The organism is Mesorhizobium sp. M1A.F.Ca.ET.072.01.1.1, from assembly GCF_004023325.1.
Taxonomy (GTDB): Bacteria; Pseudomonadota; Alphaproteobacteria; order Rhizobiales; family Rhizobiaceae; genus Mesorhizobium.
Genome location: NZ_RZSF01000167.1, coordinates 1 through 14,612, shown reverse-complemented (window position 1 = coordinate 14,612; position 14,612 = coordinate 1). Strand labels below are relative to the sequence as shown.

Sequence of the window (14,612 nt, the reverse complement as noted above, 5' to 3'; positions counted from 1 at the left end):
GCTCACGAGGTTGATAAATCCCGCCGGTTCTCTAAGTTCGCCTTGGGGCACCTTGACTTCGCGCTGGTCCGGCAAACGATCGGACTTAGGCGCAAGAACGGTAATTCGTCGATGACAAGCGCGGTGTCGGGCACCTTGGCGGCCCTTTTGTGCTTTCTGGCCCTGACCGCTGCTGCTCCACGTGCGTTCGCCCAGCAACCGACCGTGCAGCCGGCCGGAGCGATCAAGCCGGACGAGAAGATAACCGAAATCAAGATAGGCTATTTACGGGCCTACGCGCCGCGCCTGACGCTTTCCCTGCTGGACGCCCCGCCGCGTGACGAAGGTGTCGCCGGCGCCAATGTCGCCATTGGCGACAACAACACCACGGGCAAGTTCATCAAGCAGAAATTCAGCCTCGATGTCACCGAGATAAAACCGGAAGCCGACGCGGTTCAGGCATTCAACGCGTTGATTGCCAAAGGCGAACGCTATGTCCTCGCGGACCTCTCGGCCAAGCAGCTGCTGTCGATCGCCGACATCGCCCGCGACAAGGGCGTGCTGATCTTCAACGTGGGCGCCACCGACGACAGACTGCGCGAGGAGGACTGCCGCATAAACGTCTTCCACATCGCGCCGACGCGAAGCATGCTCGCCGACGCTCTGGCGCAGTATCTGATGGTGAAGAAATGGCCGAACTGGGTGCTGCTCTACGGCTCGCATGATGAGGACCGCCTCTATGCCGACGCGTTGCGCCGCGCGGCAGCCCGCTTCGGCGGACAGATCGTCGCGGAGAAAGAATTCAAGGATACCGGGACGGCGCGCCGCACTGACACCGGGGCGACGCAGATACAGCAACAGATTTCTGTATTCACGCAAGACCTGCCGGAGCATGACGTGCTGCTTGTGGCCGATGAAAGCGAGGTGTTCGGGACCTACGTGCCCTACCGCAGCTGGATGCCGCGGCTCGTCGCAGGCACGGCCGGTCTTGTGGCGTCGTCATGGCATCCCGCGAGTGAACAGTGGGGCGGCATTCAAATGCAAAATCGCTTCTTGAAGACGGCAGGCCGGCGAATGCTGTCCAAGGACATGTCGGCCTGGACGGCCGTGCGGGCCGTCGGCGAAGCCACCACGCGCACCAATGGTGACGATCCGAAAAAGATCAGCGATTACATCCGCTCGGACGACTTCTCGGTCGCCGCGTTCAAGGGACAGAAGCTGACCTTCCGCAAATGGAACCTCCAGCTTCGCCAGCCGATCCTGCTTGGCGATGCCAAATCGGTCGTCTCGACATCTCCCCAGGAGGGCTATCTCCACCAAGTCTCCGAACTCGACACCCTCGGCATCGATCAGCCGGAAACGAAATGCGTTCTCAGGTAGCGCCGATCGGGAGGAATTCGTGCAGAGCCGAGCTTGCGTACTCGCCATTCTCGCAACCGGCGTCATGGCCGGCCCGGCATCGGCCTACACGGCCTATGTCTCAAACGAGAAGGACAATACGATGACCGTCGTCGATACGGCGACCATGCAGGTGGTCAAGACCGTCGACGTCGGCCAGAGACCGCGCGGCATCACCATCTCGCACGACGGCAAGTTCATCTATTTGTGCGCCAGCGACGACAATACGATCCAAATCATCGATACCACGACGCTGCAGGTCGTCGGCACGCTGCCCTCCGGCGACGATCCCGAATTGTTCGTGCTTTCGCCCGACGGCAAGGCGCTCTACGTCGCCAACGAAAACGACAATCTGGTCACCGCGATCGACCTCGACAGCAAGCAAGTCACGTCCGAGATCCCGGTCGGCGTGGAACCCGAAGGCATGGCCGTCAGCCCCGATGGCAAGACCCTGGTCAACACCTCGGAGACCACCAGCATGGCGCATTTCATCGACACCGAGAGCCATGAGGTAACCGACAACGTGCTGGTCGACACGCGCCCGCGCTTCGCCGCGTTCAAGCCCGACGGCTCGCAGGTCTGGGTCAGTGCCGAGATCGGCGGCACCGTCAGCGTCATCGACAACGCCAAGCGCCAGGTCGTGAAGAGGATCAAGTTCGCGATTCCCGGACTGCGAGCCGAAACCATCCAGCCGGTCGGCGTCGCCATCAGCGCCGACGGGAAGAAGGCTTATATCGCGCTCGGCCCGGCGAACCATGTCGCAGTGATCAACACCGAAACCTACGAGGTTGAAAAATACATCCTCGTCGGACAGCGCGTCTGGCATCTGGACTTCACCCCCGATCAGAAGACACTGATCACAACGAACGGCAATTCCAACGACATCACTTTCATCGATACGGCGACCGAGGAGCCGGTTCAGTCGGTCACCGTGGGTCAGCAGCCGTGGGGGGTGGTCATATCGCCCAAGTAGAAAAGCAGCCGGAAGATTAGGCCATGAAGCCGGGCCAAAGACGTCGAGCGCGCTAGATAAGCACCCTCAAGGAGCATCCATGCAGCATGCGAGGACGGCGAAAACGGGGAACGGAGCGGCGGCACTCGATGTCGCCGGCGTCAGCCATTCCTATGGCCCGAAGCGGGCGCTCAACGACGTCTCGTTCTCGATCGCGCCGGCGACTTTCACCGCCCTTCTCGGTCTCAACGGCGCCGGCAAGACGACCCTGTTCTCGCTGATCAGCCATCTCTACGACACGCGCCAGGGATCGATCCGCATCTTCGGCCATGACGTCAGCCGTGCGTCCGGCGAGGCACTGAGGCGGGTCGGCATTGTGTTCCAGGCACGCACGCTCGACCTCGACCTGAGCGTATACCAGAACCTCTCCTATCACGCCTCGCTGCACGGCATCGGACGGCATGAAGCCCGGCAGCGCATTGCAGCGCTGATCGAGACGGTCGACATGCAAGGCCGTCAGCATGACAAGGCTCGCGGCCTTTCCGGCGGCCAGATGCGGCGCATCGAGATCGCCCGGGCGCTGCTCCATAGCCCGTCCCTGCTGCTGCTCGACGAGGCGACGGTGGGTCTCGACATCCAGTCGCGCGCGGGCATTCTCGCCACCATCCGCAAGCTGGTCGAAACCGAGGGCATCGGCGTGCTTTGGGCCACCCACCTGATCGACGAGGTTGAAGATGGCGACCATGTCGTCGTGCTGCGGCAAGGTGACCTGGTCGCCAAAGGCAAAGTGGCCGACGTGGTCAAAGCGAGTGGTGCCGCGTCGATCCGCGACGCCTTTTCCAAACTCAGCCGCGGCGAAGCAGCCGCCCAGGCGGAGATCTCGCCATGAGCACTCCCGCAATGCCGGAAAAGGTCGCCGCCGTCACGCCAGTGAAGTCCGGCGCCTTCGGCTTTCGTCACTACCTCATCTGCCTCAAAGGCGTCGTCGTGCGGGAAGGGCTGCGCTTCCTGCACCAGCGCGAGCGCTTCATCTCGTCGCTGGTGCGACCGCTCGTCTGGCTGTTCATTTTTGCCGCTGGATTCCGGCAGGTGCTCGGGGTCTCGATCATCCCGCCCTACAAGACCTACGTGCTCTACGAGGTCTACATCACGCCGGGCTTGTGCGGCATGATCCTGCTGTTCTCGGGCATGCAGTCTTCGCTGTCGATGGTCTACGATCGTGAGATGGGCAATATGCGCATCCTGCTGGTCAGCCCGTTTCCCCGCTGGTATCTGCTGGTGTCGAAGATGCTCGCCGGCGTCTCCGTGTCGATCGCGCAGGTTTATGCTTTTCTGATCGTTGCCTGGTTCTGGGGCGTCAAGGCGCCGCCGCTCGGTTACCTATTCGTGCTGCCGGCCCTGTTCCTGTCGGGGATGATGCTTTGCGCGCTCGGCATGCTCCTGTCCTCGATGATCAAGCAGCTCGAGAATTTTGCCGGGATCATGAACTTCGTGATCTTTCCCGGCTATTTCGCGTCGCCGGCGCTCTATCCTTTGTGGCGCATCCAGGAAGCGAGCCCGCTGCTTTACAAGCTCTGCCTCGCCAACCCCTTTACCTATGCCGTCGAGCTGATCCGCTTCGCCTTCTACGGGCAGATCGATTGGGTGTCGCTGAGTGTCGTCGCCGGCTGCACGCTGCTGTTTCTCGGGGGCGCCATTATCGCTTATGACCCTTCGCGCGGCCTGATAACCCGCAAGCAAGGCACGGGAGGAAACGGTTGATGGAACGGATGCGCCTTGTTCGCAGCCTGGTTGCGGCTGTCATGCTCATGCCCCACGCAGGCGCCACGGCCGCGAACACCGATTCGGACTGGCCCTGCATGCAGCGCAAGGTGCCGCAACTGGTCGCCGGGGTGACCTTGATCGAACGGGAGAGAGACGGAGCTAAGGAACTGATCCTTGAGCTAGGCAGTTGTGTTCTGTTCCTGTGTTTTTTGGCTGTTTGAGAACCAAGCGTTTCATTTGTCCATTGTGAGGTGATGGATGAGCCATTGCATTGCCCGCAATGGCGCCAATGACGACCGGTCCCTTCGGGCTGGCTAAAGAGGAGAATGCAATGAAGAAGAAGAGCTGGAAGAAACCGACGATGTGCCAGGTTGCCGCGGGCTTCGAGATTTCGCGGTATCTGCCTGCTGAAACTCCTCCCAGGAAGTAGGCCGCAGAGCTGCGTGTCCCTGGCTGTGGGGGCATGCATCCCCTTGCCGCTTGAGGTCGTCGCGACGGGGGTTGCCGCGGGAAACGCGGGCGCGAAGCCGTTTGCCACCGAGAATTTGGCGCCGGTCAAATGGGCCGCAGAGCAGGCATCGCCATGCGCGTGAAGATCATAGGATCGGCGGCGGGAGGCGGCTTTCCGCAATGGAACTGCAACTATCGCCTGAGCCGCTCGGCTCGGAGCGGCATGGCCGGCGTGCATTCGCGGACCCAGTCGTCCATTGCCGTATCGGCTGACGGGACAGGCTGGGTTCTGTTCAACGCGTCGCCCGACATTGGCCGGCAGATTGCACAAACGCCCGAACTGCAGCCCGCGGCCGATGCGCCGCTGCGCTCGACGCCCATCCGCGCGGTCGTGCTGACGAATGGCGACGTCGACCATGTCGCCGGCCTGCTCAGCCTGCGGGAGCGGCAGCCCTTCGCAATCTATGCAACGGCACAGGTGCTGGCGACGCTGGCGGCGAATTCGATCTTCAACGTTCTCGATCCGGCGATCGTGCCGCGCCGCCTTCTGGCGCCAACGGAGGAACTGGCGATCTGCAACGCGGACGGCCAGCAGACCGGCGTGGTCGTCGACGCCTTTCCCGTGCCCGGCAAGATCGCGCTATATCTCGAGCAAAGATGCGATCCAAGTGCCGATTTCAGCTCCGACACGGGCGACACGATCGGCGTGCATATCAGCGGGGCTGGAAGTCGCGCCGCTGTCTTCTACATTCCCGGCTGCGCGGGCATCGATGCCACCCTGCGCACGCGTCTGGCGGACGCCGCCTGCGTTCTGTTCGACGGCACTGTCTATGCAGACGACGAGATGATCCTCGCCGGCGTCGGCCAGAAGACCGGTGCGCGCATGGGGCACATCGCAATGTCTGGAGAAGCGGGTTCGATCTCCGCCTTGGTCGATGTGAGGATCGGCCGCCGCGTCTTCGTCCACATCAACAATACCAATCCTGTTCTCGACGAGAGTTCCGCCGAACACGCGGCGGTCAGAGCGGCTGGCTGGGAGATCGGGAGCGACGGAATGGAGATCGAACTTTGAGCGACTTCCACGACGCGGCGCGACATGGTCTGTCCAAGAGCGAGCTCGAGGCCGTGCTGCGGCAGGTCGGCGCCGAGCGTTATCACAACCGCCATCCCTTTCATCACAGGATGACCAGTGGCGTGCTGACGAAGGCCGAAATGCAGGCCTGGGCACTAAACCGCTACTGCTACCAGGCCGTCATTCCGCGCAAGGACGCCGTGATCCTGGCACATGCCGAGGATCCGGCGTTTCGCGCCGCCTGGCGCAAACGCATCGAGGATCACGACGGCGAGGACGGCTGGAGCGGCGGCATCGCGCGCTGGCTGCATCTGGCGACCTCGCTCGGGCTCGATGCCGAAGCCGTCAAGAGCGAAAGGCTGGCGCTGCCGGCGACCCGCTTCGCCGTCGGCGCCTATCTTTCCTTCTGCACGAACCGCACGCTGCTCGAGGCGGTGGCATCGTCGCTGACCGAGATGTTCTCGCCGATCATCATCGGCGAGCGAGTGCCGGCGATGCTGGCCAAATACGACTACATCACCGAGGACACGCTGGCCTATTTCAGCCGGCGGCCGGAACAGGCAACGCGCGACGCCGACTTCGCCCTCGCCTATGTGCTGGGCCACGCCGACACGGCCGAGCGCCAGCAGCAGGCGATCGATGCGCTGGTGTTCAAATGCGATATATTGTGGGCCATGCTCGATGCGCTTCAACATGCCTATGGCGCGCCGGGAAACGTCCCTCCGGGCGCCTTCCAGCCGGAGGCAACCCGATGATGGCGCTGCGCGAGAGAGCCATCGTCTCCTTGCAATCGATGCCATCGCTGCCGAGGCACGTGCGTATACAATACGACCCCGTGCGGCAGGCCTTCGCCGTGCTTTCGCCGGAGAGGGTATTCTGGCCGAACGATATCAGTCTCGACATATTGCGCCGCTGCGACGGGCGGTCCACCGTCGGCTACATCATCGCTGGTCTTGCGGCCGATTACGATGCTGAACAGGAGGCCGTAGCGGCCGATGTCATCGCCTTCCTGCAGGAATGGTCGGACAAGCTGCTGGTGAAGCTATGAGCGAGCCGCTTCTGCCTCCGATCGGCATGCTGGCGGAACTGACGCATCGCTGCCCGCTGCAGTGCCCTTATTGCTCCAATCCGCTCGAATTGCTCAAGGCCAATCGTGAGCTCGACACCCAGACCTGGCTCGATCTTTTCTCGCAGGCCGCCGATCTCGGCGTTCTGCAGGTGCATCTGTCCGGCGGCGAGCCGACGCTGCGCCGCGATCTCGAGCAATTGATCGCCGGGCTTTCGGCGCGCGGTGTCTACACCAACCTCATCACCGCCGGCATCAACATTGCCGAGGGCCGGATCGCGGCCTTTGCCGAAGCCGGGCTCGACCACCTGCAGCTGAGCTTCCAGGGCGCCCGCCCGGCGACGACCGACCGTATCGGCAACCACAGCGGCAGCCACGAAAAGAAGCTGGAGACGGCACGCCGCGCCCGCGCGGCCGGGTTGCCGCTCACCATCAATGCGCCGATCCATCGCCACAACATCGAGGAAGTGCCGGAATTCATCGACCTGGCTCTTTCGCTGGACGCCGAGCGGCTCGAGATCGCCAATGTGCAGTATGCCGGCTGGGCGCTGGCCAATCGCAATACGCTGATGCCCGAACGCGCCGCGGTCGAACGGCAGGCGGAGATCGTCGCGGCGGCGCAAGCACGGCTTGCCGGCGTCATCAACATCGATTTCGTCCCGCCGGACTATTTCGCCGTCTATCCCAAGCCGTGCATGGGCGGCTGGGCGCGCGACGCCTTCATGGTGACGCCCGACGGCACGGTGCTGCCATGCCATGCCGCGCAGACCATTCCTGCGCTCCGCTTCGAGCGTTTCGGAGAGCGCTCGCTGGCCGAGATCTGGACCGATTCACCGGCATTCAATGCCTTTCGCGGTACCGAATGGATGCTGGAGCCGTGCCGAAGCTGCGAGCGGCGCGAGATCGATTGGGGCGGCTGCAGATGTCAAGCGATGGCGATTGCCGGCGATGCCGCCGCAACGGATCCGGTCTGCATCAAATCGCCGATCCATGCCCGGGTGGGCATGCTCACCGATGAAACGCGGCGCGCCGCGGCAGACAGTGCGGCGGGCGAACCCTTCATTTACCGTCGGATAGGAGCTGTGGCGGAGCTCGCCTGACCGTCTTCCCCTAAGTGGTCCCCAATAGGATAGAACCGGAATTCGGCATGGCGGGATTTGTGCGAAAGCGCGTCGCCTGAATCCGTTCCAGCGCGACGCGCTTTAGAGAGGGTCGAGGCGCAGTTTGTCCCGGGCGATCTTCCAGGCGGATTCGACGTGGCGCCGTGCCGCGGCTTCCGCCTCCTGCGGCTTACGCGCCCGGATCGCATCCATAATCGCGTTCATCTCGGCGATCGCCGGCTCGCGACGGTTTGCCGAGGCGATCGTCATCGAACGCAGCTGGTTGATGCGCACATTCAACCCGCTGACGATCTCCCAGGCGACACGCTTGTCCGCAGCCTCGAAAAGCGCTTCGTAGAACTTCGTCGTCGCGCGCATCACTGCCGGCGGCTTGCCCGAGGCCCAGGCCTCGAAGAGCTCGCCGAGGGCGTGCTCCAGTACGGCCAGTTGGCCATTGGTGGCCGATTGCGCGCAGGCGCGCGCCGCGATGCCCTCGAGCAAAGCCCTGAGCTCATAGATCTCGTCGGTGCGGCCGATATCCGGTTTGGCCACAGCCGGACCATGCCCGGGGATCATCTGCACAAGGCCTTCAGCCTCCAGCTGCCGCAGGACCTCGCGCACAACCGATCGGCTGACGCCGAGCTGGTCGCAAAGCGGCCGCTCGACCAGCCTTTCGCCGGGCTGGAAATGAAAATCCATTATGGCCCCGCGCATGCGCTCAAGGGCCAATGTTCTCAAGGTCTTGGCGCTGCGATCGATGCGAAGCGTGTCGTCCTGCATGTCTCTGCTCCCTTGGCCGCCACGAAAACAGATTCCATAGCCGGTTGACAAGGTATTTGGTGCTCCATACTATGGTATACCATAAGACGACAGAGAAGTTGGCGTTTTCTCGAGCGCCACCTGACAGAGGTTTCCATGCAGCCGGCCATTCGCAAGATCGTCACTTACAGCGAGAACACGCTGATCGAAGGCGGCAAGGCAGCATCCAAGCCGCTGCGCCTGATCGGCGTCGCCGCCGTGCTGACGAACCCCTGGGCGGGTCGCGGCTTCATCGAGGATCTTTCGCCCGAGATCCGCGCCCTTGCGCCGGTGCTTGGAGAAACCCTGACCCGCGAGATCGTTGCCGCCGCCGGCTCGGCCGAGGCGATCGAGGGCTACGGCAAGGCCGCGATCTGCGGCACGTCGGGCGAGATCGAGCATGCCTCGGCGCTGATCCACACACTGCATTTCGGCAATCATTATCGCCGCGCCGTCGCCGCCAAGACCTATCTCGCCTTCACCAATCTGCGTGGTGGGCCGAACACACCGATCATGATTCCGCTGATGGACAAGAATGACGAGGGCCGCCGCTCGCACTATCTGACCGTGCATTTCCAGATCGGCGACGCACCGGCGCCGGACGAGTTGGTCGTGGCGCTCGGTGCTTCGATCGGCGGCCGTCCTCACCATCGCATCGGCGACCGCTATCAGGACCTCAAGGAAGTGGGCGACCTGCATGGCTGACGCCGTCGCACCTCGATGGACCCGGGCAGCCGCGCCCAACGGAACCGGCTTTATCCGCGCCGGATCGGGCGCGCCGGTGCTGTTCATCCACGGCGTCGGCATGAACGCGACGATCTGGCAGCCGCAGATCGAGCGGATGGTCGACCGCTTCGACCTGATCGCCATCGACATGCTTGGCCACGGCCGCTCGCCGCTGCCGCCGCAGGAGCCGGAACTCGCCGACTATGCCGCGCAGGCGATCCGGCTGCTCGATCATCTCGGCCTCGACAAGGTGTCCGTCGTCGGTCACTCGATGGGGGCTTTGGTCGCGCAGGAACTCGCGCTGCTAGCGCCGGAGCGCATCCGCCGTGTCGTGTCGCTCAACGCCGTGTTCCGTCGTCCGCCTGATCTGGCCCAAGCCGTGCTCGAGCGCGCGGCGGCGCTCACCGGCCACGGCGATGCGGCGGGGGTCGCCCAGACCATCGCCCGCTGGTTCGGCGATCCGGTTCCGGCCGAGCTGACGGCGGCGGCCGGGACGGCGGCGGCAGCGTTGAGCGAGGTCGATCCCGAAGGCTACGCCCGCACCTATCGCCTGTTCGCCCGTGCCGACGGCGACCACGCCGAGCGCCTGCAGACCCTGGCCATGCCTGCCCTGTTCATCACCGGCTCCGAGGACAAGAACTCCTCGCCGGCAATGTCGGCCGCCATGGCTAGGCTCGCGCCGCATGGCCGCTGCACCGTTCTCGCCGGCCAAAGGCACATGATGGCGGTGGCGGCACCGGATCTCACCTCACGATGCATCGCCGAGTTCCTGAACGAAGGTGAAAGCCTGGAGCAAGGAGCAGCAGCGGACGCCAGCTTCGACAGCGGCGAGTTCCGGCGTGCGCTCGGCTCCTTCCTGACCGGCGTCACCATCGTCACCACGATCGGCGCGGAAGGCGAGCCGCGCGGCTTCACCGCCAACTCGTTCACATCGGTGTCGCTTGATCCGCCGCTGGTGCTGGTCTGCATCGCCCACAAGGCGCTCGGTCATCCGGTGTTCGCGACATCGAAGAGCTTCGCCATCAACATTTTGAACGAGACCCAGAAAGCGGCCTCCGGCATCTTCGCCTCGAAGGCAGCGGATAAGTTCGCGTCGGTCGACTGGCGCCCGGGGAAGACCGGCAGTCCGGTTCTCGACGGCTCGGTCGCAACCTTCGACTGCGATATGGAGCGGTTGGTCGAGGCGGGCGACCATTCGATCCTGATCGGCCGCGTCCGCGACTTCCAGCACAATACCTCGCAGCCTCTCGGCTATTGCCGCGGCGCCTACATCACGCCCGGGCTCAGTCAGGAGGCGCTGGCCGCCGCCCAGCCCGGCACCGATGTCGGCGCCATCCTCGAAAACGGCGGCCGTATCCTGTTCCTGGAAACGCCAGACGGCTTCCTCGAACTGCCGCGCGGCCGGGGGCTGGGCTCGGCAAGCGACGGCAAGAGCCTCAACGGGCTTCTGGCCGCAAAGGCCATCGAGGCCCAGCTCGGCTTCCTCTTCGCCGTATGGGACGACGCGGGCAATCCCTCGCGCACCCATGTTTACTATCGCGGTACCTTCGACGTGCCGGCTTCCAGCGATCGCGGCATCCGGCTGATCGACATCGACGCGATCGACGGCTTGAAGATCGCCGATCCGGCCATCCGCTCGATGCTCACCCGCTATGTGCGCGAATGCACTGAAGACGCATTCGGCGTCTATGTCGGCAACGAGGTCGAAGGCGAGGTAAGGCCGCTCGCCAGGACCGCCGCCCTCAATACAGGTGACCAGGGATGAAGTTCTCGCTCTTCGTGCATATGGAACGCTCGGATCTCGCCAAGCCGCATTCGGAGTTGTTGCGCGAGCTGGGTGAGCTGGTCCTGCTGGCGGAACAGGCGGGCTTCGAGACCGCCTGGATCGGCGAGCATCACGGGATGGAGTTCACCATCTCGCCCAATCCGTTCATCAACATCGCCTATCTTGCGGCCAAGACCAGCCGCATCCGCCTCGGCACCGGAACCATCATCGCGCCCTTCTGGCACCCGATCAAGCTTGCCGGCGAGGCGGCGATGACCGACGTGATTATCGGCGGCCGGCTCGACATCGGCATCGCCCGCGGCGCCTACAGCTACGAATATCAGCGCGTCTTCCCCGGGCTCGATGCCTGGGGTGCCGGGCAGCGCATGCGCGAGATCATTCCGGCGATCCGGGGTCTCTGGGACGGCGACTACGAGCACTGCGGCGAATTCTGGCAGTTCCCGCCAACCACCTCCTCTCCCAAGCCCCTGCAAAAACCCTACCCGCCGATCTGGGTGGCGGCGCGCGATCCGAACTCGCACGACTTCGCTGTCGCCAACGGGTGCAAGGTCCAAGTGACGCCACTGGCGTCCGGCGACGATGAGGTTGCGAGCCTGACGCAGCGCTTCAACGACGCCTGCGCCGCACATCCCGAAATCCCGCGTCCGGAAATCATGCTCTTGATGCACACGTTCGTCGCCGACGACGCCGCCGATGCCGATCGGCTGAGCCAGGATCTGTCGAATTTCTACTGCCAGTTCGGCGCCTGGTTCCAGAACAAGAAGCCGGTGCACCAGGGCATTTTGGAACCGCTGAGCGCCGAAGAGGTCGCGGCCATGCCGCAATACGCGCCGGACAAGATGCGCCAGAACCTGGTGATCGGCGAGGCGCACGAGGTGGTCGCGCGACTGAAAGCCTATGAGACGCTCGGCTTCGACCAGTACTCGATCTGGATCGACAGCGGCCTTTCGCACGAACGCAAGAAGAAATCGCTGCAATTGTTCATCGACCGGGTGATGCCGGCCTTCATCTGATCGCGAACGAACGGGCAAGGCCATGACCGACGCCGCATTCAGGAACTTCATCGACGGCCGCTTCGACGAGCCGTCGGCCAGCTTCGACAGCGTCGATCCGTCGACCGGCGCGCCGTGGGCGAAGATGCCGGCTGCAACCGAAGCCGATGTCGACCGCGCCGTCGAGGCCGCGCATCGTGCGCTGCGCACCGGCCCTTGGGCGTCGATGACAGCAACCGCGCGGGGCAAGCTGCTGGTCAGGCTCGGCGACCTCGTGGCCGCCAATGCGGGCCGCCTGGCCGAGCTGGAGACGCGCGACACCGGCAAGATCATCCGCGAGACGCGCGCCCAGATCGCCTATGTCGGCGACTATTACCGCTACTATGGCGGACTTGCCGACAAGCACGAAGGCACGCATGTGCCGATCGACAAGGCCGATCTCGACGTCACCATCCGCCGCGAGCCGATCGGCGTCGTCGCCGCGGTGGTGCCGTGGAATTCGCAGCTCTTCCTCTCGGCGGTCAAGCTCGGCCCGGCGCTTGCCGCGGGCTGCACGGTGGCGCTCAAGGCCTCAGAAGACGGCCCGGCGCCGCTGCTCGCCTTCGCCGAGTTGGTCAGCGAAGCCGGCTTTCCGGCCGGCGCCGTCAACATCCTCACGGGCTTCGGCCAGGAGTGCGGACGGCGCCTGACCAGTCATCCGCTGGTCTCGCGCGTCGCTTTCACCGGCGGCCCGGCCACGGCGCGCGCCATCGTCAGGAACACGGCGGAAAACCTCGCGCACACGACGCTCGAGCTCGGCGGCAAGAGCCCGGTCGTCGTCTTTGCCGACGCCGACCTCGACAGCGCCGCCAATGCGGTCGTCGCCGGCATCTTTGCGGCGACCGGACAGAGCTGCGTCGCCGGCTCGCGTCTGCTCATCGAGCGTACCGTAAGACAAGAATTCCTCGGCCGGTTGAAGCGCAAGGCCGAGGCGATCCGCATCGGCGATCCTCAGGATCCGGCCACCGAGATGGGTCCTTTAGCCACCCAGCGCCAACGCGACCGGATCGAGACGATCGTCGCCGAAAGCCTCGCCGCCGGCGGCGCGCTGGTCACCGGCGGCAGACGCCCCGACGCCGGCGCTGGCTTCTACTATGCACCGACGATTGTCGATGCCGGTGATAGCAACCTGCCCTGCGTGCGCGAGGAATTGTTCGGGCCGGTGTTGAGCGTGCTCGCCTTCGACACCGAGGCCGAGGCATTGGCTCTAGCCAACGACACGCCCTTCGGTCTCGCCTCCGGCGTCTTCACCTCGAATCTCGGCAAGGCGCACCGCATGGCGCGCGACATCCGTGCCGGCGTCGTCTGGGTCAACACCTATCGCGCCGTGTCGCCGCTCGTTCCCTTCGGCGGCTACGGGTTGTCGGGTCTTGGCCGCGAAGGCGGGCTCGACGCCATCCGCGACTACACGCGCTCGAAATCGGTCTGGATCAAGACCTCGGACGAGCCGATTCCCGATCCCTTCGTCATGCGCTGAGAACGCATGCCGAGGGTGCAGCGACAAGAACAAGAAACGGAACAGAGAAATCAGAGGAGAATGACATGAGACTGATCTTAGCCGGCGTGCTCGCCGGACTGCTATCGGCAACCGCCGCCAAGGCCGACGAAATGGTATTCACCAGCTGGGGCGGCACCACGCAGGAAGCGCAGACCAAGTCCTGGGCCGAGCCGTTCGCGGCGAGCTCCGGCATCAAGGTGCTGCAGGACGGCCCGACCGACTACGGCAAGCTGAAGGCCATGGTCGACGCCAAGAACGTCACCTGGGACGTGGTCGACGTGGAAATGGATTTCGCCATCAAGGCCGCCAAGGACGGGCTGCTCGAGCCGATCGACTTCGCCGCCGTGCCGAAGGCCGATCTCGACCCGCGCTTCAGCAACGAGCACGCCGTCGGCAGCTTCTACTATTCCTTCGTGCTGGCCTGGAACAAGGGCGCCGTTTCGGGTGAACCGACAAGCTGGGCCGACATGTTCGACACCAAGAAGTTTCCCGGCAAACGGACCTTCTACAAATGGTCGGCGCCGGGCGTGATCGAGATCGCGCTGCTCGCCGACGGCGTGCCGGCGGACAAGCTCTATCCGCTCGATCTCGAGCGCGCTTTCAAGAAGCTCGACACGATCAAGTCGGATATCGTCTGGTGGGGCGGCGGCGCGGAGTCGCAGCAGCTCATCGCTTCGGGCGAGGCTGCCTTCGGGCAGCTCTGGAACGGCCGTGTCTTTGCGCTCGAGAAGGACGGCGCCGATGTCGGCGTCTCCTGGAACCAGAACCTCACCGCCGCTGACGTTCTCGTCGTGCCGAAGGGCGCCAAGAACAAGGACAGCGCGATGAAGTTCCTCGCCGCCGCGACCAGCCCGACCGGCCAGGCGAAATTCGCCGAGGCAAGCGGCTACGCGCCGATCAACACCAAGGCCAAGGCCGAAATGCCCGCCGACGTGGTGAAAGGGCTGCCCGACGCGCATGTCGACGGTCAGATCAATCTCGACATGAACTAC

15 protein-coding genes are annotated in these 14,612 nt (G+C 64.2%); 14 read left to right on the top strand and 1 reads right to left on the bottom strand.

Annotation, left to right across the window (positions count from 1 at the left end):
• The first annotated feature begins 111 nt into the window (after nt 1–111).
• The 9 genes from EOA32_RS21670 to pqqE all read left to right on the top strand — a co-directional run bounded on the left by EOA32_RS21670 (nt 112) and on the right by pqqE (nt 7,781).
• A complete protein-coding gene (locus EOA32_RS21670; RefSeq protein WP_095826023.1) occupies nt 112–1,359 on the top strand; it encodes an ABC transporter substrate-binding protein in 1,248 nt (415 codons plus the stop codon).
• Between the two features lie 19 nt (nt 1,360–1,378).
• The gene (locus tag EOA32_RS21665; protein WP_128372857.1) at nt 1,379–2,350 is read left to right on the top strand and encodes a YVTN family beta-propeller repeat protein; all 972 of its coding nucleotides are present in this window, start codon (nt 1,379–1,381) and stop codon (nt 2,348–2,350) included.
• Nucleotides 2,351–2,429: 79 nt separating this feature from the next.
• On the top strand, nt 2,430–3,218 hold the full coding sequence (locus tag EOA32_RS21660; protein ID WP_128372856.1) for an ATP-binding cassette domain-containing protein: 789 nt from the start codon (nt 2,430–2,432) through the stop codon (nt 3,216–3,218).
• A gap of 11 nt (nt 3,219–3,229) precedes the next feature.
• Complete coding sequence (locus tag EOA32_RS21655; RefSeq protein WP_189407301.1) at nt 3,230–4,090, top strand: ABC transporter permease; 861 nt, start codon at nt 3,230–3,232, stop codon at nt 4,088–4,090.
• Complete coding sequence (locus EOA32_RS21650) at nt 4,090–4,314, top strand: hypothetical protein (RefSeq protein ID WP_128372854.1); 225 nt, start codon at nt 4,090–4,092, stop codon at nt 4,312–4,314. Before EOA32_RS21655 ends, EOA32_RS21650 begins: the two co-directional genes overlap by 1 nt.
• 362 nt (nt 4,315–4,676) lie before the next feature.
• Nucleotides 4,677–5,615, top strand: a complete 939-nt coding sequence (pqqB, locus tag EOA32_RS21640; RefSeq protein WP_128372858.1) for a pyrroloquinoline quinone biosynthesis protein PqqB — start codon at nt 4,677–4,679, stop codon at nt 5,613–5,615.
• Nucleotides 5,612–6,370 (top strand): pyrroloquinoline-quinone synthase PqqC, encoded by a 759-nt coding sequence (pqqC, locus tag EOA32_RS21635; protein ID WP_082980432.1) that lies wholly within the window; start codon nt 5,612–5,614, stop codon nt 6,368–6,370. The genes pqqB and pqqC overlap by 4 nt, the downstream gene beginning before the upstream one ends.
• Complete coding sequence (pqqD, locus tag EOA32_RS21630) at nt 6,367–6,663, top strand: pyrroloquinoline quinone biosynthesis peptide chaperone PqqD (protein WP_128372853.1); 297 nt, start codon at nt 6,367–6,369, stop codon at nt 6,661–6,663. Before pqqC ends, pqqD begins: the two co-directional genes overlap by 4 nt.
• The gene (pqqE, locus tag EOA32_RS21625) at nt 6,660–7,781 is read left to right on the top strand and encodes a pyrroloquinoline quinone biosynthesis protein PqqE (RefSeq protein WP_128372852.1); all 1,122 of its coding nucleotides are present in this window, start codon (nt 6,660–6,662) and stop codon (nt 7,779–7,781) included. The genes pqqD and pqqE overlap by 4 nt, the downstream gene beginning before the upstream one ends.
• A gap of 102 nt (nt 7,782–7,883) precedes the next feature.
• Here pqqE and EOA32_RS21620 read toward each other — a convergent pair whose 3' ends face one another.
• Nucleotides 7,884–8,561 carry a GntR family transcriptional regulator gene (locus EOA32_RS21620; RefSeq protein WP_128372851.1) on the bottom strand — a complete coding sequence of 226 codons (678 nt, stop codon included), beginning with the start codon at nt 8,559–8,561 and terminating at the stop codon, nt 7,884–7,886.
• A 135-nt stretch (nt 8,562–8,696) separates the two neighbouring features.
• Between EOA32_RS21620 and EOA32_RS21615 the strand changes: the two genes are divergently transcribed.
• The 5 genes from EOA32_RS21615 to EOA32_RS21595 form a co-directional block, all read left to right on the top strand.
• Nucleotides 8,697–9,284 (top strand): amino acid synthesis family protein, encoded by a 588-nt coding sequence (locus tag EOA32_RS21615; RefSeq protein WP_128372850.1) that lies wholly within the window; start codon nt 8,697–8,699, stop codon nt 9,282–9,284.
• On the top strand, nt 9,277–11,070 hold the full coding sequence (locus tag EOA32_RS40620) for an alpha/beta fold hydrolase (RefSeq protein ID WP_128372849.1): 1,794 nt from the start codon (nt 9,277–9,279) through the stop codon (nt 11,068–11,070). The genes EOA32_RS21615 and EOA32_RS40620 overlap by 8 nt, the downstream gene beginning before the upstream one ends.
• A complete protein-coding gene (locus tag EOA32_RS21605) occupies nt 11,067–12,104 on the top strand; it encodes an LLM class flavin-dependent oxidoreductase (RefSeq protein ID WP_128372848.1) in 1,038 nt (345 codons plus the stop codon). Before EOA32_RS40620 ends, EOA32_RS21605 begins: the two co-directional genes overlap by 4 nt.
• A gap of 22 nt (nt 12,105–12,126) precedes the next feature.
• Nucleotides 12,127–13,599 (top strand): aldehyde dehydrogenase, encoded by a 1,473-nt coding sequence (locus EOA32_RS21600; RefSeq protein WP_128372847.1) that lies wholly within the window; start codon nt 12,127–12,129, stop codon nt 13,597–13,599.
• A gap of 65 nt (nt 13,600–13,664) precedes the next feature.
• The coding region (locus tag EOA32_RS21595) for an ABC transporter substrate-binding protein (protein ID WP_145971330.1) at nt 13,665–14,612 on the top strand (948 nt) is incomplete at its 3' end.

Excerpts from the sequence above, each read along its gene's own strand:
- EOA32_RS21670 (WP_095826023.1), top strand. The coding sequence starts at position 112 with ATGACAAGCGCGGTGTCGGGCACCTTGGCGGCCCTTTTGTGCTTTCTG.
- EOA32_RS21660 (WP_128372856.1), top strand. The coding sequence starts at position 2,430 with ATGCAGCATGCGAGGACGGCGAAAACGGGGAACGGAGCGGCGGCACTC.
- EOA32_RS21655 (WP_189407301.1), top strand. The coding sequence starts at position 3,230 with ATGCCGGAAAAGGTCGCCGCCGTCACGCCAGTGAAGTCCGGCGCCTTC.
- EOA32_RS21650 (WP_128372854.1), top strand. The coding sequence starts at position 4,090 with ATGGAACGGATGCGCCTTGTTCGCAGCCTGGTTGCGGCTGTCATGCTC.
- pqqB (WP_128372858.1), top strand. The coding sequence starts at position 4,677 with ATGCGCGTGAAGATCATAGGATCGGCGGCGGGAGGCGGCTTTCCGCAA.
- pqqD (WP_128372853.1), top strand. The coding sequence starts at position 6,367 with ATGATGGCGCTGCGCGAGAGAGCCATCGTCTCCTTGCAATCGATGCCA.
- pqqE (WP_128372852.1), top strand. The coding sequence starts at position 6,660 with ATGAGCGAGCCGCTTCTGCCTCCGATCGGCATGCTGGCGGAACTGACG.
- EOA32_RS21620 (WP_128372851.1), bottom strand. The coding sequence starts at position 8,561 with ATGCAGGACGACACGCTTCGCATCGATCGCAGCGCCAAGACCTTGAGA.
- EOA32_RS21615 (WP_128372850.1), top strand. The coding sequence starts at position 8,697 with ATGCAGCCGGCCATTCGCAAGATCGTCACTTACAGCGAGAACACGCTG.
- EOA32_RS40620 (WP_128372849.1), top strand. The coding sequence starts at position 9,277 with ATGGCTGACGCCGTCGCACCTCGATGGACCCGGGCAGCCGCGCCCAAC.
- EOA32_RS21605 (WP_128372848.1), top strand. The coding sequence starts at position 11,067 with ATGAAGTTCTCGCTCTTCGTGCATATGGAACGCTCGGATCTCGCCAAG.
- EOA32_RS21600 (WP_128372847.1), top strand. The coding sequence starts at position 12,127 with ATGACCGACGCCGCATTCAGGAACTTCATCGACGGCCGCTTCGACGAG.